The organism is Streptomyces sp. NPDC051561 (assembly GCF_044454195.1).
Classification (GTDB): Bacteria; Actinomycetota; Actinomycetes; order Streptomycetales; family Streptomycetaceae; genus Streptomyces.
In genome coordinates this window covers 18,187-43,924 of the sequence record NZ_JBITDM010000027.1, presented here as the reverse complement: position 1 = coordinate 43,924, position 25,738 = coordinate 18,187, and the positions used below count along the sequence as shown (strand labels likewise).

Here is a 25,738-nt window from a genome sequence, read left to right as displayed (position 1 = left end):
TTTTTGCTTTTCCGGGCTGTGGCGTGACCAACCACGTGACCAACAGCCGGGAGACCCTGATCAGTCCAGGGAAAGGCACTTCCCGGCATCGTCGTCACCGTGGAACGCTCCGGCAGGACAGGCCGCCCCTCCACCGTATTCACTCTGGAAGAGAGCGCCCCCGTTCCTGCGGAACCGTCTCCGATGCCCAATCACGTTCCTGAGCCCAACCCGTTCCGCTCCCTCCTCTGATCTAACGAACAAACCCAGAACACCCCCGCTGTGATCGGCGGGGGTGTTCCTTTGTTTCGGAGACCACTCAGATGGATCCTCCTGGGCCATGAAGGCCAGCGTGATGGTGCTCGCCTACTCCGGTACGACCGAATGGCGTTCGACGCTGGCCTTGGACGTGGACCGGTCGAGAAGCCGCAGTTCCCACGGCCCCGTGTTTACGTCGAAGTCCTTCCCGAACCCGACCCACTTTCCCGCCATGCGGCGGCCAGTCGGCTCAACGAGAAGCTGGATCGCCCCGTGGTAGCGGGCCCCGTTGTAGTAGCCGTCAGCAGCCGTCTGCTCAGTCCACGACCCTGTGACGACGTTCCGGTCCACGGTCAGGTCCAGATGAATCGGGCTGTCCGGATTGGACGACGAACCCGGCAGGGACTCGACCGTGAGCCGGTTGCCTCGGTGCACGACAAGCACGTGATGGGATGCCGTGAAGGTCTGTTCCCGGCTGGAGGAGAAGAACTCGTACCGCGAAAGCCAGATGCCAGAGAAGTCCTCTCCTGCTCGCGGAGCGGCCGTCTCCGTTCCGGTCGCGGGCTGGGTGATTCCGTCAGCCGCATGCTCCATGTCGTGACCTCCCGTGCCATCACTCCAGCGCGACCCGGACAACACCAGGGAGTTGGCGGAGCGCAAGTTCGGTCAGGCTGTCGCCTTCGTGATCACCTGCGGTGAGAACCCGGATCTCCTCATGGGTCCGTCGAAGGCTGTGGATGAGGCATGGCACTCCTTCATGCTCGACTCGGTTCCGTACCACCACTTCACCAACCGGCACTTCGGCCGGTACATCCACCACGTCCCGGAACTCCCTGACGCAACAGCCGAAACCGACTGTGCCACGGAGAACGACGTGGACGGCCACGACCCCAAGACAGGCAAGCCCCTCGTGCTGGCCCAGACCATCACGGCCATCAAGGCGGCGGGTTTCGAGGTCGACGCCGAGCTGTGGGGCATGGCGGACGCGGCGGACTGCAACCAGTGCCACGCCGGGTGTCACGACTCCCCGAAGAAGCAGTAACGCCGTCTCGCGGCTGATTGGCTGGGGCTCATCCCCGAACGTCGGGGGTGGGCCCTTCCCGCATGGAGAGGATCAACAAGCAATGACCCTGGCTGAGTCCTGGGACCGATACGCGGTCGGCAGTAAGCCACGTAGGACTACGAACGCCCGAGGTGAGACGACCTGGCTCAACTGGACCCAGTACCCCGACCACGGGCCGAACGAGCGTGTTCTAGGGCCGGTGGCGGGCCGATCCGTGTTGGAGCTGGGATCGGGAGTCGGGAGCAACCTTGCTCACCTTGTGACGCTGGGGGCTACAGGCGTCGGTGTGGACGTGGCCCCGGCCCGCGAGGAGAAGGCGCGGCAGGAGTGGGGTCACGTGGCGGGGCTTCAGTTCCGGACTGCGGAAGCTACGGCGTTCCTGGCTGCTACTTCCGAGACCTTCGATGTGGTGCTTTCGATCTTCGGCGCAGTGTGGTTCGTGGACCCGGAGAAGCTGCTCCCATTGGTCCGGGCTCGTATGGCTACGGGTGGCATCCTGGCGTTCTCCCACCTTCCCCCAGGCAGCCAGGCACCCCGGCCCGGTAAGGCGGGGATGCGACACGACCACACTCCGGATGAGTGGGTACACATCCTCGGATCGCACGGATTCGGAGACGTGAACGCCACGGTTCTCGCCCCGCCGCAAGGTGCGGAGGTAGCGACAATGCTGGTTCGGGCCGTGGCTTCCTGACTCACTTGAGAGCTCGTTGGTCACGTGACCAACGCATGACCAACAGCGGCCAGGAACGGGCAGAAACAGCAGGTCACAGGGGTAAGCCCTGAGGGCCCCGAAGGGGGACCCGAACCACGTTTCCCCAGGTCAGCTAACTAACTAGCTACCACCTGGGGCAAGAGTTCAAGTCCCCCCTCGGACACCAGCTGAGACCCCACTTCACGTGGGGTTTTTTGCTTTTCCGGGCCATGAAGGCCGACGTGATGGTACTGGCCCACTCCGGTACGACCGAATGACGTTCGACGTGGTGCTTTCGGTCTTCGGGGCCGTGCGGTTTGTGAACCCTGCAAAGCTGCCGCCGATTTTGCGGAGGCGGTGAATCCGCCCGCCGCAGTTGGCGCAAGAAGTGGCGGGGCGACGTCCGGTGTCACCGGGGGTCGTCGGTGAAGGTCGGGGCGAGGGCGTTGCGGAGGCGGTGGGTGAACTCGCCTTCGAGGGCGGCGAATTGGGGGTATTCGTCAGCGAAGTGGTTCCACTCGACGTACTGGAGGGCCTCGTTCAGGTGGGTGCCGAGGACCTGCTCGTGCGACGGGTCGGGCCACTCGCCTCCCAGCCGGAAGACGTCCTGGAGGAGGGCGTTGGGCAGGGGGTGGCGTTCGGCGAGGAGGGCGGCGTCGTAGAGGTCCTTGCCCTGGGAGTAGCCGTCGACGACGAGCCACATCACCTTCCAGGCGAGGGAGAGTGCGGGGGAGGCCGTGAGCAGGACGTCGCGGGTGGGGAGGGTGATCGGCTGCGGGGGTTCGGGGAGGGATTCACCGAAGACGAAGTCGAGCTGGAGCCAGCCGCCGGGGGTGCCCGGTGCGCTCCAGGGAAGCATCATGCGGCGTCCCGGGACGCGTTCGTACGTCCAGATGTCCTCGTAGACGGTTCCGCCGGCGTTGATCCGCAGGCCGTCGGGGCGGTTGGCGGCGCACTGTTCGGCGGCTTCGGCGACGCCGGAGAGCAGGGAGGCGGTGCGGGGTTCGGGCATGTCCCAGGAGGAGGGGACGACCACGAAGTCCAGGTCACCGGGCTCGCGGGCCGCTTCGCCGAACCACAGGGCCATCAGCATGCTGCCGCGCAGCACCAGGGACCGCGCCCACGGTGATGCGGCCACACCGTTCATGACCATGGTCAGTGCCTGAGACCTGGCGTTCTGCCAGGTGCGGGTGGCCTCGGGGGTGGGGAAGACGGGGTCGGAGGCTCGGTAGGCGTTGGCGTACTGCTTGAGGGCCGGGTCGAAGACCGCCTTCTGGACGGCTTCGGCGCTCATCACGCGCAGCAGGGTGCGGGGGGACGCGCTTTCGTAGCGCGACCAGCGGGGGAGGTCCGGCAGGACGCGATCCTGCGGTGGGTGGGTGGCCGGGGTGCCGGTCGCCGGGGTGCCTGTCGCTGGTGCGCCGCCGTCCGGTATGCCGTTCTCCTTGGTCATGCCGCCTCCAGCCATCCGTGGTCCAGTTCCGGTCCGCTGTCCAGCAGGACGTACTCCCGCTCGACGTCGATCACTTCGTACGCGGCCAGCTCCGCGAGCAGGTTGTTCAGGGCGTCCAGTGCGCGGTCGTTGCCCACCTGGTGGCAGCGCTGGGTGATGAATCGTTCCTGTTGGCCGTCGGGCCGTTGCCTTCGTGCGTTTCGGGAGACATGGGCGTCGTGGCGTTCGGCGAGGGCGACCAGGGTGGCGCGGTCGTACGAGGGGGGCAGTAGCAGTTTCATGTGGTGCTCGAAGTGGCGTCCGTCGCCGGGCCCGTCCCCGATGCCGAGCGGCGCGGCCGCCGCAGCGGTGTCGTCCTGCGGTACTTCGACCGCCCAGGGCGCACACTCCACCTTCCAACGGGCCACGGTGAAACCGTCGTCGGCCAGCCCCGCCGCCGTCTCCCGCACGGCGGCGACCTCGGCCGCGTACGTCGGTCGCGCACCGCGCAGCGTCAGCATGGGCTGGTCGGGAGTGCGACCCCGGTCCAGCGTGATGTGGGTGAACTTCACGTGGGCGGGGCGCGTGGCTGCCCAGCGCTCCAGCCTGCGCAGTTCGTCGCCGTGGCACAGCACGGTCAGATGGCTCTCGTACACCGGGACAGGATGTCGTACGGGGGTGCGCTCGGGCACATGGTTATCCGGGGTGAGGCGGCTGGCCCGGGGAAGGGGTGGCCTGGTGAGGGGGCCTGGCGAGGGGCTGGTACCCGGGGCCGGGAACGGTCCCGCCCTCACCTCAGCCGCCCCACACACCCCGCAGCGCGGCCGGTTTGCGGGGCAGGTCGCACTCCGCGCCGCCTTCACGCCCGTTGTACGGGAACACCTCGATCTCGGCCGGACCCGCATAACGGTGGAAGGCGGCGAAGTCGGTTGAGGAGGGGCAGATCCGGTCCATCAGACCCACCGAGAACCGGGTCGGATCGACGGTCGGCCAGTAGTCATCGCTGTAATGACCCAGGTCGGAGGGGGTGTGCAGCATCAGCATGCCGTCGGAGAGGTGCCAGTCGTGCAGGTTCTCGTACTGGATCGACTCGTAGGTGGAGACGTGGGTCGAGTAGGCGGAGATGCCGAGCGTGAACGCGGGCCGGCGGTGGTCCGCCTTGTCCATCTGGGGGTGCTGGTTGGGGTGACGAGGGGGCCGCGGGCCCAGATGGGAGAGGCCAGCACTTGGCGGGCGGCCACCAGCGCGGTGAGGGCGGCGCCGATCTCCCAGTCGTAGTTGTAGTTGTAGTCGTTGTCGAAGCGCGGGCGCTCGTCCCCGCCTTGGCGGCCCGTGCCACGGCCGCGGCGATCAGCGGATCGGCGAGGTCGAGCCCGGGGCCGCCGGTGAGGAGACCGTGCCGGCGGGTCCGGAGGGCGGCGGGGGAGGAGTCGGCGGGGACGTCGACGGGGTCAGGGTTACGGAGCGGGGCGGGTCCGGCCGCGTGCGCCCGGGGAGCGGCGGGCAGGACGGCGAGGGCGCCTGCCGCTGCGGCGCCGAACAGAACGGCCCGTCTGGGGGCGTGTTGCCCGGCACCCGGCGGAGTGACACCTTGCGTGTGCGAACTATCCATGAATGCCTCGCAGGGGGAGGGAGCGGCAAGGGGGAGGAGCGTGCGTAGCAGTCGGTCGTACGGTGCGGGCCGCGACCTCAGTCGAGTCCGACGGCCCGCCGCCCGACGGCCCCCGCCAGCGCCGTCGCACCGGCGGCGTTCGGGTGGAGGTGGTCCCCGGTGTCGTACCCGGGCAGCAGTCGCGCGGGCCGGGCCGGGTCCCGTACCGCCAGATCGAAGTCGGCGACCGCGTCGAAGACCCGGCCCGACCGCAGCACCCGGTTGACCTCCTGGCGTACGGCGTCCAGTTCGGGACTCCAGCGCACCCACCCCTCGAACGGGGTGATGGTCCCGCCCACCACCCGCGCCCCGGCATCGTGCCCGCGCACCACCAGCTGCCGGTACGCCGCGACAAAGCGGCCGGGATCCCGCTGGTTCGGCTCCTGCTGAAGGTCGTTGACCCCCAGTGCGACGATCAGCGTGCGCAGCCCCGGCAGTGCGCGCACGTCACGGTCGAATCGGGCCTGCCCGCCGGGGCCGAACCGCACGTCGTCCAGCAGCAGCCGGTTCCCGCTGACCCCGAGGTTGGCGACGGCCACCCCCGGAAAGCGCCGGGCGAACTGGTCGGGCCAGCGCAGATTCGCGTCGTCCGGGGTGCCGACGCCCTCGGCGATCGAGTCCCCGAACACAGCGACCGGGCCCCCGAAAACGGTGTCCGAGGGAGCCACGGGCTCCGCCACATCCACCCCGGTCAGCAGGAACACCGAGGTGGTGCGCACCCCGTCGATCCAGTGCGAGGCATGGGTGTTGCGGTGGAACGACAGCGGCCCGGTCGGCCCCGGCAGTGCGGTCTCGACCGTCAGGTCCGAGCCCGTCGCCACCCGCAGCCCCGCCACCGGATCGCTGGTCAGCGAGGCACCGGCGTACAGCCACGCCTCGCGCTCCCCGCCGAACGTCACCGGCCTGCCGCCCGCCGTGACGGGCCCGATCCGCACCGGTACGGCGCCGAAGGCGTGCCCGTACCGCAGCCGCACCCGCCGCCCGCCCGCCGAAAGCCGCGCGACCGCCCGGAAGACGGCCCCGGTGACGCCCTGGTGGGCGACCGTGTCGGCCGGGGTCGGTGCGGTCTGTGCGGTGGCCCAGGACGTCACCCACGAGGGCCTGATGGCGGCGGGCCACGCCGGGGGCTCGGCCTGCGCCGGTGAACCGGTCGCGGTCACCGCGGCCAGACCCGCAGCGCCCGCGATCCCCGCCGCCCCCGTCAGCAATCCCCGTCTGGCGACCTCCCGGCCGCGTCCCGCCGTCATGACGCGCACGCCCCGGTCGGCGCGTACTGCGAGCCGTACGTCCCCACCGAGTCGCCGCCGAGCTGGATGCCCGCGCCGTTCTTGCCGCCGCCGAACCGGCAGCCGGCGAGACCGCAGCCGGTGATGGTGTTGTCCGAGACGTCGGCGCCGGTGACGCCCTCCAGGGCCGTCCGGTCGTGCCGCACCTGGACGATGCGGGAATTGCCCGCCACCCTCACCACCGCAGAAGCGGGCCCGGTGAGGGTGGCCCGGGCGCGCCGGGTCGTGAAGTCCTGGCGGTACGTCCCCGGGGCGGGCGAGGGGGTGAGTACGGGCGCTCCGGCCGCGAGGGAAGCGGCGAGAGTGGTGGTCAGGAGGCGGTTCATGAGAGATCCCTCCGGGGGTCGGCGAGAAACAGGGCGAGAAGTACGGTCACGCTCGGCCCGCGCGGCGAGCGCCACATGGTGGATGACGAAAGCGGCGCCGATACCGGCCTGGGCGGCCAGGACGAGAAACGCGAGGACACTCGAACCACCCAGCAGGAAAGGGGATTTGGCGGCCAGGAGGAATGCCGACACGGCTGACAGCAGGCCGTGCTTCCACAGTGCGCGCCAGTAGCGGGGGAACGCGGCGAACACGCCGGTGAAGCACCGGGTGTCACCCTCCTCGCGCCACCGCTGCAACGCGTGCGCCAGCGCCGCGAGCGCGGGCAGCCAGGTCACCACCCCGAGCGCGAGCACGGTGAAAGCGGCACCGGCTGCCGCCGGACAGGCCAGGTACTCCAGGCGGCGCAGCAGGGTCGGCCAGGTGACCAACAGCCTGGAGGGCGCGGCCGGAGCCACGGGAGACGAGGGGAGCAGGGGTGTCGTCATCTCAGCGGACCGTTCCTGTGAGGGGCTCCCGTACATTGAGGACCAACTGGCCCCGGAGCAACACCCGTTGCGCGGCCACCACGGTCAGCCCGGATCCCGACAGCAGTACGGCTGCCACCTCCGCGCTCACTTCGGCGGTACGGATCCGGCGGGCGACGGGGGACAGCAGGACGGTCCCGTCCCCGCCGCCTCTGCCAGATCGAGCAGCACCAGCCGCCCCGCCGGGGTGAGGACCAGGGTGCGGTCCAGTCGTTCCACTCCCAGCGCCGGGTCGTACATCGCGGCGATCTCCGCCGTGGCGTGCGCCGAGCCGGGCCCGTCGCCCTCGTCCAGGACCACCGCCGTGTCGTGACACCGCATCGGTCGGCCGTCGGTTCACGGCGTTCGGTGCGCGCGGAGCTGACGATGTGCCAGGCTTGGCCGTACGGTCCCAGCGAGCACACCGGAACCAGTAATTCACCCTGTGTGCACCGGAGTTGGCAGGAGTCGCGAATGATCACGGTCTTGTTCGTGCATGGCACTGGTGTCCGCGAACCTTCCTACTCCCGGTCGTTGGACCGGATACGGGACGGACTCTCCCGCTTCCGGCCCGATGTGCGGGTCGAACCCTGCGACTGGGGCACCCCACTCGGCTCGTACCTGCGAGCGGGCGGCGTATCCATACCCGGGTACGAGGAGTACGCGGCACGCACCGCACCCACTGTTCCACCGGGCGGTGCCGAGGAACGCGAGTGGGACGAGGACCGGCTGCGCTGGGCGATGCTGTACGCCGATCCCTTCACCGAACTCGGCGCCTGCGCCCTCGCGCAGGGGGCGTCCGGCGGGAGTGGGGCGGCGGGTGGATTCGTGCCGGGGGCGGTTTCGGCGGGGGACCAACTCCTCGACGCACTCGGCAGGTTGGAAGGCTCGGACGCCGTGCGGGAAGCGTGGGACGCCGTCCTCTCCGAGCGGTCGGTGGCGGAGGCGGTGGCCGCGGTGGCGGCAGCCGCCGAATTCCGGTCGGCGATCGCCTCGGCGCCCGCGGAAGGCAGCGCCCTGCCCCGGCTCACCGCGCGCTCCCTGACGGCCTGGGCCATGGTGCACGCCACCGTCGAGCCCGGCGACGTACCCGTTTCGGCGCGGGACGAGCTGACCGATGCCCTGACCGTCGAACTGGGCGGTGACATCAAGGGGTTGAGCGAGATGCTCGTCTCCGCGCTCGGCTTCTCCGCGCGGCTCTTCGAACGCTCCCTCGGCTCCCGGATGCTGGTCTCCCGCCGCGCCCCGCTCAGCGACCGCTCGGTGGGCTTCGTCGGCGACATCCTCAGCTATCTGGTCCGGGGCCAGGCCGTACGGGAGCACGTGGCCAGTAGTCTGCGCACCCTGCAAGGGAGCGGACCGGTGGTCGTCCTGGGGCACAGCCTGGGCGGGATCATCGCCTTCGACCTGCTGGCCGACCCGGCGTCCGGTGTCACCGCGGACCTCCTGGTGACCGTGGGCTCCCAGGCGCCACTGCTGTACGAACTGGACGCGCTGCCCTCGCTTCCGTACGGAAGCGAGTTGCCCGGATCGTTCCCCCGCTGGCTCAACGTGTACGACCCCCGCGACCTGCTGTCGTACCTGGCGACCGGCGTGTTCGGCGGCGACCCCCGTATCACCGACGCAGCGGTGGACAACGGCCAGCCGGTTTCGGCGGCCCACAGCTCGTACTGGGCGAACGACGACTTCTTCCGGCAGCTCTCCGCAGCACTTCCCGCGTGACCGAGGAACACCTACCCTTGGCCTCCCTTGCGGTTCGAACAGACGATCAGAGCCGGTGCACGAGAGGAAGCGCGTGGCCACGGGAGGATTCGACACCGCGCAACGCCGGGTGCTGCGTGCCGTGATCGAGGCACTGGAGGACCCGGCAGGGCGGCTCGCGGGCGACGGCGCCCGGGACCTCTGGCGCCAGATGGTCCACGAGCACGTCCCGGCCCTGGGGCCGACCGGCTTCGCCGGATCACGGCAGGAATTCGTCAGCGTCGTGTACGCCTGCGCCGAACTCACGGACGGGCTCGACCTGTTGGTGGAAGCGACCTGCCTGGTCGCGCCCGTCCTCGAAGCGCCCCTGCTCCTGCTGCTCGCCGAGTGGAAGGCCCGGCGGGCCTTCCCCGCCCTCGACTGGGAGCCGCTGCGCCGGGTGCTGGACGTGCCGATGGCCGATTTCGGCGCCCTGATGAATGTGGCCACCGACGGCCTGATGCCGTTCCCCGAGCACTGCGCCACCCCGTGGGAGGCATTCATCCACCTTGCCGATCACAACGCCCGCCCCGGTCGGCTGCTGCCCGCGATGGTCTTCCTCGAACACCTCTCGATGCTTCCGGAAGTAGCCGCGAACACAGGGGAGTTGCACGGCTGGAACGACCACTTCTGTCAGCTGTGGGACCTGACCGGACCGCTCGCGGAACTGCGGGTCGGCCTCCAGGTCGACCTAGGGCTCACCCCGGACCCCGAAGAGCCCGCCGGTGAAACCCGCACCGCACCGGGCGGTTCCACCAGGCGACTGATCCGCATATACGTCAAGGTGGAACCGGATCGCGCCCCCCACGCCGGAAACGGCCGGCGCCGCCCGCTGCGGGCACAGCGCTACTTCGTGTCCGCGTGTGTGAAGTACGCGGACTCGAACACGCTCCAGCGGGATCCGCACACCGAGCCGCGCACCTCTGTGACGCGAGCCCAACTCCCTTCGTTCGTGGCAGAGTTACTCATGCATATGGCTCAGCTGCGGCATGCCCGCACCGAGAACGCTGCCCTGGAGATCTTCCTGCCTGCGGAACTGCTGACCGAGCCCGTCGAGTGGTGGGACCGCGATCCCTCGCTGGGCTTCCCGAACGCCCTGCTCAACCGCTACCGGGAGATCCTGCTGCACAGCCTGGAGCGGATCCAGCGACCCTCGTTCCACAACGCGTGGCGGGCCCGCTGGGCACACTGGCAGGAGGGGGCAGGGCCCGGCCGGGTGTACGAGTGCACGCCCGAACCGCTGACCGACTCCGAGCATCTGAGCCTGCTGGACGTGAAGATCGGCCGCGACGACGACGTGGTCGGCATGGTGCTGAGCAGACCGCCGCACCGCGACAGCGACCTCGGTCTGCGCGAGCTGTACCTCGCACTGGACCTGGGGGTACCCGTGGTCGTCTACCACCGGGCCGATCCCGCGTCAGCGGAATTCCGGAGCATTATTCGCGAAAGCTTGGCCAATGATGGGCTGGCATGTCTTCCCGAACGTGCGCAACAGTGGAAATCCGATGTCGCCGCCCGCGCGACGGCCCCTGCCGAGGCAAGCGCGGCACAGGCCCGGGACGTCGACGCGATCCGGTCGATGAGCATGATCTGGGACGACCCCGAGCATCTTCTTGAGGGCGGGCAGAACGCTCCCGCCACTTTCGTAGGGGGGACCGAGTGAAGCCGTCGCACCAGGGAGGGCCGCTCTACCGGGGCACCGGGGAGCTGTTACCCGATACGGCGTACGAAAAACGGAGCTGGCCCGAGGGCCCGCCCTGGCGCACCTTCCGCAGCGAGGCCAGGATGCCGGAGCCGCCCGAGGACGACGAGGCGGACCGGCGGCTCGGCCCGTCCGGCAGGCCCCGAGTCCCGCGCGACGAGGAAGTGCGACTGGTCAACGCGGCACTGCTGCTCCGCAGGCCTCTGCTGGTGACCGGCCGCCCGGGAGTCGGCAAGTCGGGTCTGGCGTACCGCATCGCCCGTGAGCTGAGGCTCGGCCGGGTACTGCACTGGCCGGTCACCAGCCGAACGACACTCGCCTCCGGCCTGTACGAGTACGACGCCATCGGCCGCGCGCAGGCGACCCAGGACGCCTCCGCGGGGCACGCGCGCCCCGGTATCGGGAATTACGTCCAACTGGGCCCGCTGGGTACGGGAATGCTTCCGTACCGGCTGCCCAGGGTCGTCCTCATCGATGAGATCGACAAGTGCGACGCGGACCTGCCCAACGATCTGCTGACCCTGTTCGAGGACGCGTGGTTCGAAGTCCCCCCACTCGTAAGGGTGAAGCAGACGGAATCTACCGCGACCGTCCATACGGCTGATCCCGGTCACGCCGCGGTGATCGAGGACGGAGTGGTGCGCGCGCACGCGTTCCCGGTCGTCGTGATGACCTCGAACGGTGAACGCGAGTTCCCCGAGGCATTCATGCGGCGGTGCCTGCGGCTCGAAATTCCGGATCCCGATGCGGAGACTTTGGGAGAGATGGTTTCCGGCCATTTCGGTGATCTTCTCGGCGAGGGCCAGGAGAGCCTGATCCAGGATTTCCTCCGGCGCAGCACCAAGGTGGGCGGGCTGGCCGCCGACCAGTTGCTCAATGCCGTCCACTTGGCGACATCGGGTCTCTACCCCCAGGACTCCCAGGACAGGAGGGACGTCAACGAGTGGCAGTCGGTACTGGCCGCTATTTGGCATCCGCTGGGCGGTGAAGGGGCGGACACGGAGTGATGGGGGCAGAACTGCCGGACAACGACGCGGGTGCACAGCACCGGCGGGACGGTCCGCCGCACCCTGGGGGCGGCCGGAGGCTGTCCCTCACCGACCTGTACCCCACCGAAGTGGCCGACGCCGTATGGCTGGCCGCGCACTACCCGTGGCTCACCGACGCCTCGGCCAACGGGGCGGAAGTGCCTGCCGGTCCGGTGGAGGAGACGCCGTCCGCCGACCCGCCGAAGGAAACCGTGCACGTATCACCGCTCCAGGAGCAGGAGCGGACCGAGGAGGCACCGGACCACGAACCGTCCGGCAGCAGTGAGTTGTCCGTGGGTCCCCGTACGGACGATTCCCCCGCGGGCGAGCAAGAGGTGCAGGAGACCGAGGAGGACCTCGCAGCCGCCGCGTCCGGCAGTGATCTCGCCGGCCGCGCGCCCCTGGCGCAGGGGTCTGTTGTCGCGCGCCTCCGCACCGACCCTCTCTCCCTCGGCCGTGCGCTGCGGGCGTTGCGCGCACTCGTCCCCTCTGCCCACTCGGAGGTGGTCGACGAACCGCAGACGGCCGAGCGGATCGCGGTCGCCCCGCATCTGCCACCCGTACTGGCCGCCGAACCGGAACGGCTGCGCAGCGCGACCCTGGTCGTTGACGACGCCCCGCAGATGGCTCTCTGGCAGCCCGCCGTACGGCACTTGCGGTCCATGCTGCGGCAGTACGCCGGACTGAGCGACGTACCGCTGATGACCCTCGACACCGCCGACGCCACGCGTGCGGTACTGCGCAGTCCCGACTCCTCCCGTGCGCAGCCGCCGCGGAGCCTGGTCGATCCGACGGGCCGGCGCATGGTGCTGCTGGTGACGGACGGGTCCGCGCCCGCCTGGCGCTCGGGGGCCGCCCAGCGGCTGGCCGCGATGTGGGGCAAGCAGCAGCCGGTGGCGGTGGTGCAGGTGCTGCCCCAGCGGCTGTGGCCGAGTACGGGACTGTTCCCGGTACGGATGCGGCTGAGTGCCCAGGGGCCCTGGTCGGGGAACGGGCAGGTGCACTGGGAGGCGGCCGAGCCGCTGGCCGCACCGCCGCCCCCGGGTCCGGGCGGGTGTGTCGTTCCCGTTCCGGTACTGGAGCTGGACGCCCGGTGGTTCGGCCCGTGGGCGCGCTTCGTCGCGGGCACGGACCCGCGCTGGGCGGACATGCCGGCCATCCTCGCCAGTACCGGTGCGCTGCCCTCGCACCGGCCCTCCCCGGTGTCCCGTGCGACCGCCGCCGAACTGGTCGCCCGGTTCCGCACCCGGGCGTCGATCGACGCGTTCGCCCTGGCGACCCGGCTGGCCGCGGTCCAGCTGGATCTGGAGACCATGACGGAGGTGAAGCGGCAGATCATGCCGCGCGCCTCCCGGGCCCATCTGGCCGAGCTGCTGATCAGCCCTCTGGTGGAACCCCTGCCGGGCTGCGCGGGGAGTTCCTATGTCTTCGTCGACGGTGCCCGCGAGGAATTACTCGCCTCGGGCAGCCGGACGGCCACCGAACGCACTTTGCGGCAGGCCGCCGAATTCCTGGCCCCGCACAACGAGGCGGCCCGGGAATTACTCGGCTACCTGCACGGATCCAGCCAAGCGCCGCACCGGGAAGAGGCACTGACGGCCGTCGAATCCACGGCCGAGAACCTCCGATTCCGACAGGCGGAGCACGCGGCACTACAGGCGATTTCGGGAGCACATCTGCACCGTGCCCGCCGGCTCGGCGAGCACATCGGGGCGGCCCCCACGCATGCTGTGGATGCGGCCCGGGGCGACCTCGTGCCTCTTCCCGCCGGTGAGACACTCCCCGACGACCATGACAGCACCACGAACACTGGAGGTCCACAAGTGAGTACGGTCCCCGCGCCGGCGCAGAGCCAGGCCCAGCCACCCCCTGCCGGAGGCGTCGCGCGGCCGACCATGCCCGCGGTTTGGGGCAATATGCCACCCAGGAACCTCGTGTTCACCGGCCGGGAAGAGCTGCTGGTCGCCCTGGAACACGGATTGCGTGACGGCCCGACCGCCGTACTCCCGCACGCGCTGCACGGAATGGGCGGTGTCGGAAAGTCACAACTCGCTCTGGAGTACGTATACCGGCACGCCGCCGAGTACGAGGTGGTCTGCTGGATTCCCGCCGAACGCCCCACCCAGATCCAGCAGGCATTCGTGGAACTGGCCCGGCGTCTGCATCTCCCGGTGAGCAATGAGGCGATTACCGCCGTGCCGGCCGTCCTGGAGGCACTCCGCACCGGTAATCCGTACGGGAAATGGCTACTCGTGTTCGATAACGCGGAAAGCCCGGCAGCGGTGCAGGAATACTTCCCGAGCACCCCTGAGGGCGGACCGGTAGGCTCCGTCATCGTGACATCGCGTAATCCTCAGTGGAATACCCTGGCCCATCCGTTGGAAGTCGACGTGTTCGAGCGGCAGGAGAGCATTCAATTGCTCCGCCGCCGGAACCCGGACCTGTCGATCGAAGACGCGGACATGCTCGCCGCGGTTCTGGGCGACCTCCCGCTCGCCGTGGAGCAGGCATCGGCGTGGCGTGCCGAGACCGGCATGCCACCGGCCGAGTATCTGAGGGTGTTCGAAGAAAAGAGCGCTGAGCTGATGGCGGTTTCTCCGCCGACTCAGTACGAGAAGACGGTCGCGACCGCATGGAACGTCTCCCTCGACCATGTCGAGGGCAAAAACGCGGGGGCCATCCAACTTCTGCAACTGTGCGCCTATTTCGCGCCGGAGCCGGTATCGCGGCAGTTCTTCTCCAACGCGGTGTCGGAACCCATCGCACCTGAGCTCGACCGGATTTTCACGGACCCGATCCGTCTCAGCCGGGCCATCCGCGAGATCAGCCGCTATTCACTGGCGAAGATCGACCACCGCACCAATTCGATCCAGATGCACCGGCTGGTCCAGGCGGTGCTCGAAGCGCGTATGACGGAGGAAGAACGCCGGACCTTCCGCCACGGTGCCCATCTGCTGCTGGCCGCCAATGCGCCGAGCGACCCGAAAGAACCCCAGAACTGGGCGCGTTTCGGTGAACTCGCCCCGCACGTCATCGCCTCCCGGGCCCCCCTCTCCGCCCATCGCAACGTCAGGCAGATGGTCTACAACGTGGCGGAGTACTTCTTCCGCTGGGGCGACCATGTGGCCGCGCTGGAATTCTCCAGCGAAACCTATGAGTCGTGGCGCCGGCTCTTCGGCGAGGACGACCCGCAGACCCTGATGCTCGGCCGCCATGTGCGCTTCATCATGTGGACCATGGGGCAGTACCCGCAGGCCGCGGAACTCGGCCAGCAGATGCTCGCCTCCCTGGAGGACTCCGGTCCCGATCTGGAGGAGGAGTACCTGCGTGTCAAGGGTCAGGTCTCCGGCGACCGGCGGGCCAGCGGAGACTTCCGCGGGGCGCTGGAGTTCGACCAGGACGTCTACGCCCGCGCCGTCCGCTCGTACGGGGACGAGGACCCCGAGACCCTGCTGCACGCCCACAACCTCGCGGTCACCCAACGCGGCAACGGCCTCTTCCGGGAGGCGAAGGCGCTGGACGAGTCGAGCTGGCGGGCCAAGGTGCAGATGTTCGGCGCCGACGCTCCCACCACCCTCCACTCCGAGGCGTCGCTCATTTTGGACCGGCAGGAACTCGGTGAGTACGCCGAATCCGAGAAGGCCTGTGTGGAAGCGGTCGACGCCTTCCGCGGGACGTTCGGCGATCTGCACCCCTCGACGCTGCGGGCCGTCGCCCGCCTCGGCGTCGCCCATCGCAAGGCGGGACACCACGAGGCGGCCGAGGCGAACACCCGGGTGGCCAGGAACGCGCTCATCGAGCGCTACGGGGACCGCAGCCCCGACACGCTGCAGGCTTCGCTGAACCTCTCCATCGACCTGCGGCAGAACGGCGATCTCCCCGGGGCACTCAAGCTCGGGGAACGGACCCGGACCCTGTACAGCCAGGTCTTCGGGAAGGACCACCCCCACACCGTCGCGGCCGACGCCAATTTGGCGGTCACCTTGCGACTGCTGGACCGGGTGGACGAGGCCCGCAAACTGAACGAGTCGGTGATCGCCCGCTTCCGGGGGCCGCTCGGCGACGCGCATCCGCACACCCTGTGCGCCGCGATCAACCTCGCCAACGACCTCTTCGCACAGGGCGAGGCGGCGGCCGCTTTCACCCTCGACGAGGCGACGATGCAGGGCATCACCACGGCGCTGGGCGAGGAACACCCGACGGTGCTGCTGCTGCGCAGCAACATGGCCACCGACCTGCGGGCACTGGGGCGTACCGGCGAGGCGGAGGAACTCCACCGCAGTGCGGTCGACGCCATCGTCGCCAAGCTCGGCGGCGATCACCCGGCCTGCGCCGACGCGCTGGCCTGGCGCCGGGCGAACTGCGACATCGACCCCATGTCGATCTGATCGGCGGGGTGCCGGGCCGGGGCCACCGGGGCTCGGTCCGGCACCCCGGGCTCGCGTCCGGCCTCCTCGGCTCGGATCAGGCACCCCGGGTTCCGCATGCCTAAAGGGGTGCGGGTGCCGGGCCCTTCGGCGCTCGACCCAGCCAGAGTGCGAGTGCCACCGGGTCCGGAGGCTTCCCGTCGGCCCGCAGCACGGCCCGGTGGAGCGCGGCAACCAGTTCGGGCGCGGTCCGCAGGGCCCGGACCGCATCCGGCGCGGTCCCGGCATCCGACAGGGCCAGGCCCAGCCCCGACCAGGCTCCGGGCACAGCGACGCCGCTGCCGATGTCCTGGACGTACCACCGGGCCGCGGCCCCGGGGTCACCGGTGGCCCACAACAGATCCGCTCGGGTGGCTCCCGCGACACCCGGCACGGTGTCTCCCGGGCCGTCCCTCAACTTGTCCAGCGCTGCCGGGTCGGTGAGGCCGATACGGACGAGCATGGCCCGGGCGTCGAGATGCAGCGCCCGCGAGCTGCGGACGACCGGCCGCGCACCGCTGACGAGTGCGGGCGGTCGCTCCCGCGCCGCACCCCAGGCGGCCGCCAGACGGGTCACGACGTCTGCCGGGGGCCGGACATGGGCCACGCGCCAGGCTGCCCGGTGGTCGGCCGCCATCCTGCGTGCCAGTGTCTCGTCCGGCGTCTCGTCGGGCCCCTCACCGAGTCGCCCGCGCGAACGTGCCACGGCCTCTTGCAGGGCCCCCAGTGCCTGCCGACCCAATGCGGTCAGTACCGGATCGGCCATCAACTCCGTTATCACTTGGCCGAGTTGATGCAACCACAGGGCGCTTTCGAATCTGGCGAGTCCGCTGTCGGGCCCCTCGGCCAGGGCCGAACGGGCCTGCCAGAACCGCGCCACCGCGGTGAAGGCGTAGGTGCCCTGGAGCATTCCGCCCAGCGGCCTGGGATCGTCGCGCCACGGCGCGTAGTAGAGCCGCTCGGTGCCGTCGGCCGGGATCCGTGGCTGGTGCAGGGGGTACAGGTGCATCAGCGCGCTGAGCTTGGTGTGCTGGAGTTCGTGGACCAGCGTCGCCGCCCACAAGCTCGCGGAGTCGGAGGTCGAAGCGGCCAGGCCGCCCACGCCGTGCCCGTTGGAGACGCTTCGTATACGGAAACGTTCGTGGGTGGCCATCGGCTGAACGGACCGCAGGAGCGCCTCGGCAGCGTCGGCGGTCGGTGGATCCACGGCGGACACCAGGTCGTACGCCTGCTGAAGCAGCGTGCTCCATGAGGCGTACGCGCTGCATGCCAGCCGATGGGCGGCACCGTCGGGCAGCGGTGCGATGCGATGGGGGCCCAGGTCGTCCAGCAGGATCCCGCGGGTGTGGCCCGCCGTGAGGGTGATCCTGCGCTGCGGAATCCAGTGTGCCGCCGACTGCTCCGGGTTTGCGGGGAGCGTCAGTTGGCCGTGCGTCCCGAGGAGGGTGAGGTGTCCGTGTGCCGCCCGCACCTCGACCGTGGTCCACCCGGTGGGCCGGCGGCGTGCCGAGGGGAGCCGTGCCATCCCCAGGGTGGGCAGCCAGATCCGGCCGCCGTGAGCGGGGACGGGAAATCCGAAGGTGAGGCCCGCGCGGGCGGCGGCGACGGAAGCGAGGGTGTGGAGATGGCCGATCTCGGCCCACAGCGGGGTCCGGTCACCGCGGGGCGCGCGCAGCCGGCCGAGCAGCCCGGTCAGCCAGAGGCCCGTCTCCGGGAGGAGCACGAGTTCCTCGACGGCCCGCGGGTCCTCCTGCTGCGCGGCCGCGAGCAGATCCCAGGCCCGTGCGGCCGCCGGAAGCGGAGCGGACGCCCCCGCCAGCGAGTTGAGGCAGTCCATCAACAGGTCGAACAGCAGCAGGCGGTGGCTGAACTCGGCACGGGCCAGCGCGGCGAGTGTGGCAGGACTGCCGCTGCCCGCGGCGAGTTCGCGGAATTGCTCCTGAGTCAGTGAATGCGTCGCCTGCGCGTCGTACGGTAAATCGGGGCGCATACGTTTCCTCTGCCTCGGCACCGGATCGGGTCGGACAGGGACCGTTCAGACGGTCCAGCTATTGTCCCCACCCGTCGACACGCTCCGCGCCGCCCGTCCAACCTCTTCCAGCAGCCGCTTCCTGGCAGGTGCATCGCCGATTTCACATCGGGTACGCAGCACTTCCAGAGACATGCCCGTGAGGTCGGGCAGATCCGATGTGACGACGCTTTCCGGCTCTTCCACTGCCGAGAGACCTCCCCCGAGTCGGACACGGTGTTCGATCCGTCTTTACATGATGTCCTACCCACGGGCCACTGGAAACATAGTCAACCGGTCAGCCTGGGTTGCCCGACGTGCCCCGGATGGCTGAATCATGAAACATCAATTCATTCTTCACTGTGGCGGAGTAAACCAGTCCGGATATTCCCGGAAGATCTCCAGCAGCTCGCCGAGCTCCATGGTCCCGGGGTCGACCAGGGAGATCGCATCCCACAAATGCGTCAATCCCTCCCGAAATGACAAGCACGTTTCGATGAGCCCCAGGATTTCCAGGCGCATCACCTCGGAGCGCGCGACATTTCCAGCCATCTGTTGAGGAAGTAGGCCAATTATTCGGCCTCGTGAGGTGGGTTGGCGCATCACTTCCAACGCCGTCAGTGCGTCGAGCAATCGCCGGCGGTCGGAGAGTGCGAGCTGCCGCCGTGCCTCCGCCATTCGCACAGGCTTCGGCCGGGGTGCGGGGGCGGGGGCCCGGCCGGAGGTCCGGAGCGCCTCCCCGCCGCCGTCGAACCAGAGCGACGTGGTGGACCCGAACCTGTCCCGCAGGGCATCGGCCAGTGGCCGGGGAGTGCGGGACCAGTCGGGGTGCTCGCGCAGCAGCCGTATCGCCTCGGAACTGAACTCGCTGGTGCGCAGTGCGCCCCGGGCGCTCTGGCCGGGCCCGCAGGCGAACAGCACGTGCTGGTCGGCCTGTTGGCGGGGGGTGAAGTGAGGAAGGGGGTCGGGGCGCAGTATTCCGGTTGTCGTGGCCGGGTCCGCATGGGTCTGGCAGGCGTCGACCAGCCAGAGCTGACGGGGATGGCCCGGTGCGCCGTCGGACCGGTACAGGGCGAGGGCCGCGTCCATGTCCAGGCAGCGCAGGTCCTTCGGCCCGGCGTCCGCGAACAGCAGCCGGCGGTTGCGTTCCGCGTCGATGAGGCCGTGCCCGGACCAGGCCACGAACAGCCAGTCGCTGCGCTCTTCCGCGAGTTCTCTGGTCAGCACCTTGTGCACGGTGTCCCGGTCGGCGGGCCGGTGGTCCAGCCCGCAGCTGTCCGCGAGCCGCCGGTTGCGGTCCAGCGGGGACAGCAGGAGGGTCACCGACTGGGGCGGCACACCGTACCCCCGCAGCCAGTCCACGTAGCCGAGGGCGTCACGCACCGGCCCGTCGAGCTGCCAGGCCGACCCCGCCTCGTACGACTCCACCCCGACCACGAGTGCCCTCATCCGCATCCCCCGACGCCTCCCGACTCCCGACCCCCAGTGTCGGCCATCCGGGAGCGGACCGCCTCCCCCTCGCAGGGGACGCAACCGTCTTGACGGGAAGGGCAGTTGGAGCGGTGCCTCCGGGAGTGGGCATTGACGGAGTGAGTGCTCACTCCGTACTGTACGCGTATGACTGAGCCCTCCGCGAGGCGCCGTGCGCCCGCCATGGATCCCGACCAGCGCCGCGCGATGATCGTCGCTGCGGCCCTGCCCCTCGTCGTCGAGTACGGTGCCGCCGTCACCACCGCGAAGATCGCCCGGGCCGCGGGCATCGGAGAAGGAACGATCTTCCGGGTCTTCGACGACAAGGACGCGCTGCTCGCCGCTTGTATGGCCGAGGCGCTCCGGCCCGAGGACACCGTCGCCCATCTCGCGGCGATCGAGCTGGACCAGCCGCTGGCCGCGCGGCTCATCGAGGCGGCCGAGGTGCTGCGCGGCCATATGAACCGCATCGGGGACGTCGCCGGAGCGCTGGCCTCCGTCGGCAGGTCGAGGCGTCCCGAGCTTCCGCAGGCGGGCCTCGCGAAAGCAGGCCTCCCGGAGGCTGAGAAGGGCGGACGGCTGCCCGACCGCGAAGCAGGGCTGGCCGCGCCGCGTGCCGCGCTGGCCGCTCTGTTCGCACCGGATGGGCAGGAGCTGCGGCTGGCGCCGGAGCGGCTCGCCGATGCCTTCCAGATGCTGTTGATGGCGGCCGGGCGGTCCGGCGCCCCCGAGCCGTTGACCACCGACGAACTGGTGGACCTCTTCCTGCACGGGGCCGTCGCGACACCCGGGGGCGCGGCACCGGAAAGGGCGGCACCAAAGAGCCGGAAGGGCGGGGCGAGGTGATGGGCGCGTTAGATCCGTACGGCCAACTCGCGCCGCAGCACAGTAAGTTGATCACCTATGCCCTGCTCGGCTGTGTCTTCCTGGCCATGCTCGACGGCACCGTCGTCGGTACCGCCCTGCCGCGCATCGTCGAGCAGGTGGGCGGTGACGACTCCCGGTACGTCTGGCTGGTCACCGTGTATCTGCTCACCTCCTCGGTGAGCGTGCCGGTCTACGGCCGGTTCTCCGACCTCTACGGCCGCCGTCGGCTGCTGCTCGGCGGCGTCTCCGTCTTCCTCATGGGCTCACTGCTCTGCGGGCTGGCCGGGTCCATGGAACTGCTGATCGCCGCGCGCGCCGTACAGGGCCTGGGCGCCGGAGCCCTGCTCACCCTCGGCATGGCGCTCGTCCGCGACCTGCACCCGCCGTCCCGCACGGAGGCCCTGGTCCGCCTCCAGACGCTGATGGCCACGATCATGATCGTTGGCCTGGTGGGCGGACCACTGATCGGCGGACTGCTCGCCGACCACGCCGGCTGGCGCTGGGCGTTCTGGATCAACCTCCCGCTCGGACTGGCGGCCCTCGCCGTCCTCATCCGCCTCCTCCCCGACCGCAAGCCCGCCGCCGGGCCCACCGGACGGCTGGACAGCGCAGGCATCCTGCTGCTCGCCGCGGGACTCTCGCTGGTCCTCACCGCCTTCAGTGTCAAGGGCAGTTCGGTCGACGGCCGCACGCCGGCCTGGACGGAACCCGCCGTGCTGGGCTGCCTCCTGGGTGGGGCGGCGCTGCTCGCGCTCCTCGTCCCGGTGGAGCGAAAGGCCGCCGTGCCGGTGCTGCCGATGGGGCTGTTCGGCAACCGTTCGTACGCCGCGCTGCTGTCCGCCGGGTTCTTCATCCAGGTCGCGGCGCTGCCGGTGGGGATCCTGCTGCCGTTGTACTTCCAGTTCGTACGCGGAGACTCGGCCACCGTCTCCGGACTGTTGATCCTCCCGCTGCTCATCGGCATGACCCTCGGCAACCGGCTCACCGCCGTGGCCGTCCTGCGCACCGGACGCACCCGGCCGGTACTGCTGGCCGGCACCGGGCTGCTCACCCTCGGCACCACCGCCTTCGCCGTCCTCGGCGCCGCGACACCACCGGCCCTGACCGCCGGGTGGCTGCTGCTCGTGGGGCTGGGCTCCGGCCCCGCCATGGGCGGGCTCACCCTCGCCACCCAGAACGCGGTCGAGCGCTCGGACATGGGCACCGCCACCGCGGGCTCCGCCCTCAGCAAACAGATCGGCGGCGCCTTCGGCCTGGCCGTCACCCAGTCCCTGCTCGGCACCCACACCGGGCCGGGCCCGGGCGCCACGGCCATCGGCTCCATCATCGCCTGGTGCGGAGCCGTCGCCGGACTGCTCGCCCTCGGCGCGCTCCTCCTGGTGCCCGGCGGCACGGCGGGCGGACCGCCGGAGGGAAAGGTGCGCGGCAGGTTTCCGGTGCGCACCGCGAGGCCGGAATGACGGCCGCCGCCTGACGGAGGGCCCCCGCAAATCCCCGCGCTGGGCCCGGTGCTGGACCCGCGTCGGGCCCTCGGGCGTAGCGGAGGCGTCAATACCGGAGGTACGCCGTATGGATCACGTCATGGGGAGTCCTGGCCTCCGGAAACGGTGCTGATCATGGGTGCGGGCCCCGGATCCGGGGTTCCAACTCGCACCCGTACCAAGGGAGTTCCCATGCGCATTTCCCCGCAGGTGACCGCCGCCCAGGCCCTTACCACGCAGGCCCCCACCGCCCGCCGCACCCTCGTCTCCCAGCGGGCCGCGCTCTCCGTGGCCGCCGCGGCCGTCGTCGGTGGGGCGCTGTTCGTGCCGTCCGCCGCCGCCCAGCCGGCCGGGCCCTTGGCGCAGCAGAGCGTCGTGGCGGGCTGCGGGGACTGCTACCCGGACGTCATCTAGCCCTTTCGGGGCCGGTGACGAGGAGGGGCTCGCGCAGTGGCCGGCGGGCGGCGCCGTGAGCCCCTCCGCCCTGGGTGGGGGGCAGGGCGAAGAACGACGGACCAGCGCACAACGACAAGGGAGGGCGGACCATGGACTGGTTCGGACGGTGCGTGCCCGATGCGGACGCGTTGCTCAGCTCGTACTGGCGGAAGGCGCCGGTGGTGCTGCGGCCGGAAGATCCTCCGCTGGAGGTGTTCACCGCGGCAGACCTCGATACCGTCCTCGACGCCGGGCTGCTGAGGGTTCCCTACGCCGGGCTCTACACCGCACACGGGCAGATCCCCGACGAGCGGTTCTGCCCGCGACGGGTGGTCACCGGGAAGCCGATGGACGGATACGTGGACGCGACAGCGGTCCGCGGTCTGATCCGCGACGAGCGCGCCACCCTGCAACTGCGCTACCTCCATCAGTGGCAGCCCCAAGTCCGTTCGCTGACAGATGACTTCGCGACGCGATTCGGGCGGCTGGTCGAGGCCTTCCACTTCTTCTCGCAGCCGGGCAGACGCGGCCCCGTCCACCGTGACGACGGCGATCTGCTCGCCATTCAGCTCGGCGGTGCCAAGCACTGGCAGGTGTACGCAGGCCCCGCCGACGGCCACTGGGAGCCGGTACGGGCCGAAGAGCCGGGGCCCGTGCTCCTGGACACCGTGCTGCGCACCGGTGAAGTCCTCTACGTACCAAGGGGGTTCGCGCACACGGCCGCCGCGGTCGGCGACGAGCCCTCCTCCCACCTGACGGTCGTCATCCGCGAGGCGGGCACCGACCACCTGCGGCAGAAGCTCTTCGAGCGGATCACGGAGGGACTGGTGCTGCCCGGCCGCCCCCTCGACGACCCGGCCCTGCACGCCACCGCGTCCGACCTCCTCGGCCACCTCCGGGAGCGACTCGCGGCGGTCGACCCGCGCGAACTGGTCGCAAGCGCCCGCCCGCACGCGTTCAGCAGCCGTCCGACCGCCTGAGAACGCACGCGATCGGCAGCCGCTTCGCGCGCCTGAGAACGACACCACTCCCCGAAGCCCCGAGAGGACCCGAAAACCCACCATGGACTGGCTCGCACGCTGTGTGCGCGACGAGGAGACCTTCTTCGCCCGCCACTGGCGGAAGGCGCCCGCCGTACTCCGCCCCGACCACCCGCCGCTCGACGTCCTGACCGTCGCCGAACTGGATCACATCCTCGACGCCGGGCTGCTCACCGCCCCGTACGCCCAACTCGTCCACGAGAACGACACCGTACCGGCGGGACGCTTCTGCTCTCCGCGCCTCGTCCTCGGCGAGATCGCCGACGGATACGTCGACGCCACGGCCGTCCGGCGCCTGATCCGCGACGAGCGGGCCACCCTGCTGCTGCGTTACGTCGACCAGTGGCACGCGGGGGTGCGTGAGCTCGGCGAAGGGCTGGCCGAACGGTTCGGGCGACAGGTGGAGGCGTTCTGCTTCCTCACGCCGCCGGGCACCCGGGGGCGGCCCGTGCACCGCGACGACGCGGACGTACTGGCCGTACAACTGCACGGGGAGAAGCACTGGCAGGTGTACGGCGGCCCCACCGACGGCAACTGGCAGCCCGAGCGCGAGGACCGCGATCCGGGGGCTCCGCTGCTGGACACCGTGCTGAAGCCGGGCGAGGTGCTGTACGTACCGCGAGGATTCGCGCACGCGGCGACCGCCGTGGCCGACGGGCCGTCCGTGCATCTGTCGCTCACCGTGCGTGAGGCGGGGGCCGCCCAGCTGTACGCCCTGACGCAGGCGCTGCTCGCGGCGGAGGGCGGGGAGCTGCCCGCCCGGCCCAACAGCGACGAAGCCCTGCTCGCCACGGCCACCGACCTGATCGACGCCTTCGCCCGCACCCTTGACGACGTCACCCCCGAGGAACTGGTGGAGCTGGCGCGGGACGTCATGCGACCCCAGTGGGCGCGGCCCGGCCCCGGGGACACCCTCGCTGAGCTGGTGCGGGGGGCCTCAGGACGGACGGCGGCACCCAAGTAAGGTGAGCCTTATCCGATGACGCGGCGGGTCACCGATCGCCGACGCAAGCCGCTGGAGGCCCCCCATGCCGCTGCCCGCCCCACCCGCCGGGACCACCCGTCGGCCGCCCCGTATCGCCAGGCCGGAGCCCGTGGAGCGTGCGGACAGCGCGTGGGTGGCGGGCGCCGTGGCCGGGGGCGACTTCTGGGGTGCGGTACGGCGGGCCGGCGGCGGACCCCTCGTCGAGCCGGATCCGGGCGGTGACCCGGCGTACCGCGTGGTGACCTTCCTGTGGCGGGGGAGTGCGGCGACCCGCGCCGTGCTCGTCATGCCGAACAAGGTCGTCGACCCGCGCGATCTGGGCCGCAATCTGATGGAACGGGTGACGGGCACCGACATCTGGCACTGGTCGATCCGGATGCGGGCGGACTGGCGGGCCACCTACGGCTTCTGCGTGGACGAGGGCGACGGCCCTCCCGCAGGGAGCGCGGGTTACTGGGCGTGGCTGCGAGGCAAGCAAGTCAGCGACCCACTCAACTCACGCGTCCTGCAAAGGCGTTGGGGTGGCGACCCGGTCGCCTGCGTCGAACTCCCCGAGGCGCCGCAAGGCCCTGAATGGCAGCGCCGCGAGGGTATCGCGCGCGGGAGCGTCAGCGCGCACACCGTACCCAGCGAGCTGCTCGGCAACGAACGCCAGGTGCATGTGTACGAGCCGCCGGGCGGCGGCCGGGACCTGCCCGTGCTGGTGCTGATGGACGGGGAGATGTGGCAGCCGGGACTGGAAGTGGCGACGCTGCTCGACAACCTGATCGCCGACGGGCGCATCCCACCGCTGATCGCACTGCTGCCGGAGTCGCTCGGATCGGACGTGCGATGGGCCGAACTCGCCTGCAACGAAAGGTTCGTCGGGTTCCTGGAGACGGAGCTGCTGCCGTGGGCCGGAGAACGGCTCCCGCTCACCGCGGACCCGGCCAGGACCGTGGTCGCGGGCCAGAGCCTGGGCGGTCTCACCGCCGCCTACGCCGCCGTGCAGGCGCCCCACCGCTTCGGTTGCGTACTGGCACAGTCGGGGTCCTTCTGGTGGCCTGACGGGCCCGACCTGGAAAGCTCCGAGTGGCTCACCGGGCGGATCGAGGCGGCCGAGCGGCTGCCGGTGCGGTTCTGGCTGTCTGTCGGCGAGCAGGAGTGGGTGGCGCTCCCCGCGGCCCGGCGCCTGCGAAAGGTGCTGGAGCACAAGGGATACGCGGACGCCGCGTACCGGGAGTACAACGGCGGCCACGACTATCTGTGCTGGCGGACCGAACTGGCGGACGGGCTGGTGGAGTTGCTGGGCGGAGCCGGGGGCGGCGGGGTTTCCGCGTAATCGCTCCCGGCCGATCCGACGTACATCCTCGACGAAGGGGCCGCCCCCACCGGGAGCGGCCCCTT

21 protein-coding genes and 1 pseudogene are annotated in these 25,738 nt (G+C 70.4%); 12 read left to right on the top strand and 10 right to left on the bottom strand.

The genetic code is table 11. The annotated features are described in order from the left end of the window. Positions 1-345 precede the first annotated feature (345 nt). Positions 346-855: pseudogene (locus ACIA73_RS36350) on the bottom strand (XRE family transcriptional regulator); the annotation flags it as partial. Here ACIA73_RS36350 and ACIA73_RS36345 point away from each other — a divergent pair. Both ACIA73_RS36345 and ACIA73_RS36340 read left to right on the top strand, forming a co-directional pair. Beyond that, the gene (locus ACIA73_RS36345; protein ID WP_399443237.1) at positions 845-1,279 is read left to right on the top strand and encodes a glycine-rich domain-containing protein; all 435 of its coding nucleotides are present in this window, start codon (positions 845-847) and stop codon (positions 1,277-1,279) included. The pseudogene ACIA73_RS36350 and the gene ACIA73_RS36345 overlap by 11 nt on opposite strands. An 82-nt stretch (positions 1,280-1,361) precedes the next feature. Further along, positions 1,362-1,991 carry a class I SAM-dependent methyltransferase gene (locus ACIA73_RS36340; RefSeq protein ID WP_399443236.1) on the top strand — a complete coding sequence of 210 codons (630 nt, stop codon included), beginning with the start codon at positions 1,362-1,364 and terminating at the stop codon, positions 1,989-1,991. A gap of 409 nt (positions 1,992-2,400) precedes the next feature. Here the strand turns inward: ACIA73_RS36340 and ACIA73_RS36335 are convergent, their stop codons facing one another. The 6 genes from ACIA73_RS36335 to ACIA73_RS36310 all read right to left on the bottom strand — a co-directional run bounded on the left by ACIA73_RS36335 (position 2,401) and on the right by ACIA73_RS36310 (position 7,532). Further along, entirely contained in the window at positions 2,401-3,444 is a 1,044-nt protein-coding gene (locus tag ACIA73_RS36335; RefSeq protein WP_399443235.1) for a nucleotidyl transferase AbiEii/AbiGii toxin family protein, read from the bottom strand. After that, positions 3,441-4,079: a hypothetical protein gene (locus ACIA73_RS36330; protein ID WP_399443234.1), complete on the bottom strand. Its 639-nt coding sequence runs from the start codon at positions 4,077-4,079 to the stop codon at positions 3,441-3,443. The genes ACIA73_RS36335 and ACIA73_RS36330 overlap by 4 nt, the downstream gene beginning before the upstream one ends. Positions 4,080-4,218: 139 nt before the next feature. Continuing rightward, positions 4,219-4,590, bottom strand: coding sequence for a polysaccharide lyase family 8 super-sandwich domain-containing protein (locus ACIA73_RS36325; RefSeq protein ID WP_399443233.1), 372 nt, complete (start codon positions 4,588-4,590; stop codon positions 4,219-4,221). Positions 4,591-5,112: 522 nt separating this feature from the next. Beyond that, positions 5,113-6,321: a GDSL-type esterase/lipase family protein gene (locus tag ACIA73_RS36320; RefSeq protein WP_399443232.1), complete on the bottom strand. Its 1,209-nt coding sequence runs from the start codon at positions 6,319-6,321 to the stop codon at positions 5,113-5,115. Continuing rightward, entirely contained in the window at positions 6,318-7,172 is an 855-nt protein-coding gene (locus ACIA73_RS36315) for a hypothetical protein (RefSeq protein ID WP_399443231.1), read from the bottom strand. Before ACIA73_RS36315 ends, ACIA73_RS36320 begins: the two co-directional genes overlap by 4 nt. A gap of 126 nt (positions 7,173-7,298) precedes the next feature. Continuing rightward, positions 7,299-7,532 (bottom strand): hypothetical protein, encoded by a 234-nt coding sequence (locus ACIA73_RS36310; RefSeq protein ID WP_399443230.1) that lies wholly within the window; start codon positions 7,530-7,532, stop codon positions 7,299-7,301. A gap of 132 nt (positions 7,533-7,664) precedes the next feature. On the opposite strand from ACIA73_RS36310, the gene ACIA73_RS36305 reads away from it, so the two are divergent. From ACIA73_RS36305 to fxsT, 4 genes are all read left to right on the top strand, one after another. Further along, a complete protein-coding gene (locus ACIA73_RS36305; protein ID WP_399443229.1) occupies positions 7,665-8,912 on the top strand; it encodes a hypothetical protein in 1,248 nt (415 codons plus the stop codon). Between the two features lie 73 nt (positions 8,913-8,985). Further along, a complete protein-coding gene (locus ACIA73_RS36300) occupies positions 8,986-10,593 on the top strand; it encodes a hypothetical protein (protein WP_399443228.1) in 1,608 nt (535 codons plus the stop codon). After that, complete coding sequence (locus ACIA73_RS36295) at positions 10,590-11,639, top strand: AAA family ATPase (protein ID WP_399443227.1); 1,050 nt, start codon at positions 10,590-10,592, stop codon at positions 11,637-11,639. The genes ACIA73_RS36300 and ACIA73_RS36295 overlap by 4 nt, the downstream gene beginning before the upstream one ends. Further along, complete coding sequence (fxsT, locus tag ACIA73_RS36290; protein ID WP_399443225.1) at positions 11,639-16,048, top strand: FxSxx-COOH system tetratricopeptide repeat protein; 4,410 nt, start codon at positions 11,639-11,641, stop codon at positions 16,046-16,048. The genes ACIA73_RS36295 and fxsT overlap by 1 nt, the downstream gene beginning before the upstream one ends. Before the next feature lie 100 nt (positions 16,049-16,148). Here the strand turns inward: fxsT and ACIA73_RS36285 are convergent, their stop codons facing one another. The 3 genes from ACIA73_RS36285 to ACIA73_RS36275 form a co-directional block, all read right to left on the bottom strand. Beyond that, complete coding sequence (locus ACIA73_RS36285) at positions 16,149-18,056, bottom strand: aKG-HExxH-type peptide beta-hydroxylase (RefSeq protein WP_399443224.1); 1,908 nt, start codon at positions 18,054-18,056, stop codon at positions 16,149-16,151. Positions 18,057-18,101: 45 nt separating this feature from the next. Continuing rightward, complete coding sequence (locus tag ACIA73_RS36280) at positions 18,102-18,281, bottom strand: hypothetical protein (RefSeq protein WP_399443223.1); 180 nt, start codon at positions 18,279-18,281, stop codon at positions 18,102-18,104. 150 nt (positions 18,282-18,431) lie between these two features. Then, positions 18,432-19,523 carry a hypothetical protein gene (locus ACIA73_RS36275; RefSeq protein WP_399443222.1) on the bottom strand — a complete coding sequence of 364 codons (1,092 nt, stop codon included), beginning with the start codon at positions 19,521-19,523 and terminating at the stop codon, positions 18,432-18,434. 168 nt (positions 19,524-19,691) lie between these two features. On the opposite strand from ACIA73_RS36275, the gene ACIA73_RS36270 reads away from it, so the two are divergent. The 6 genes from ACIA73_RS36270 (at position 19,692) to fes (ending at position 25,673) form a co-directional block, all read left to right on the top strand. Then, entirely contained in the window at positions 19,692-20,390 is a 699-nt protein-coding gene (locus tag ACIA73_RS36270) for a TetR/AcrR family transcriptional regulator (protein ID WP_399443221.1), read from the top strand. A gap of 47 nt (positions 20,391-20,437) precedes the next feature. After that, the gene (locus ACIA73_RS36265; RefSeq protein ID WP_399443220.1) at positions 20,438-21,871 is read left to right on the top strand and encodes an MFS transporter; all 1,434 of its coding nucleotides are present in this window, start codon (positions 20,438-20,440) and stop codon (positions 21,869-21,871) included. 213 nt (positions 21,872-22,084) lie between these two features. Next, positions 22,085-22,306, top strand: coding sequence for a hypothetical protein (locus tag ACIA73_RS36260; protein WP_399443219.1), 222 nt, complete (start codon positions 22,085-22,087; stop codon positions 22,304-22,306). Positions 22,307-22,437: 131 nt separating this feature from the next. Next, positions 22,438-23,307: a JmjC domain-containing protein gene (locus tag ACIA73_RS36255; RefSeq protein ID WP_399443218.1), complete on the top strand. Its 870-nt coding sequence runs from the start codon at positions 22,438-22,440 to the stop codon at positions 23,305-23,307. An 82-nt stretch (positions 23,308-23,389) separates the two neighbouring features. After that, positions 23,390-24,331 carry a JmjC domain-containing protein gene (locus ACIA73_RS36250; protein WP_399443217.1) on the top strand — a complete coding sequence of 314 codons (942 nt, stop codon included), beginning with the start codon at positions 23,390-23,392 and terminating at the stop codon, positions 24,329-24,331. A 64-nt stretch (positions 24,332-24,395) separates the two neighbouring features. Continuing rightward, a complete protein-coding gene (gene fes, locus ACIA73_RS36245; protein ID WP_399443216.1) occupies positions 24,396-25,673 on the top strand; it encodes an enterochelin esterase in 1,278 nt (425 codons plus the stop codon). Positions 25,674-25,738: the final 65 nt, after the last annotated feature.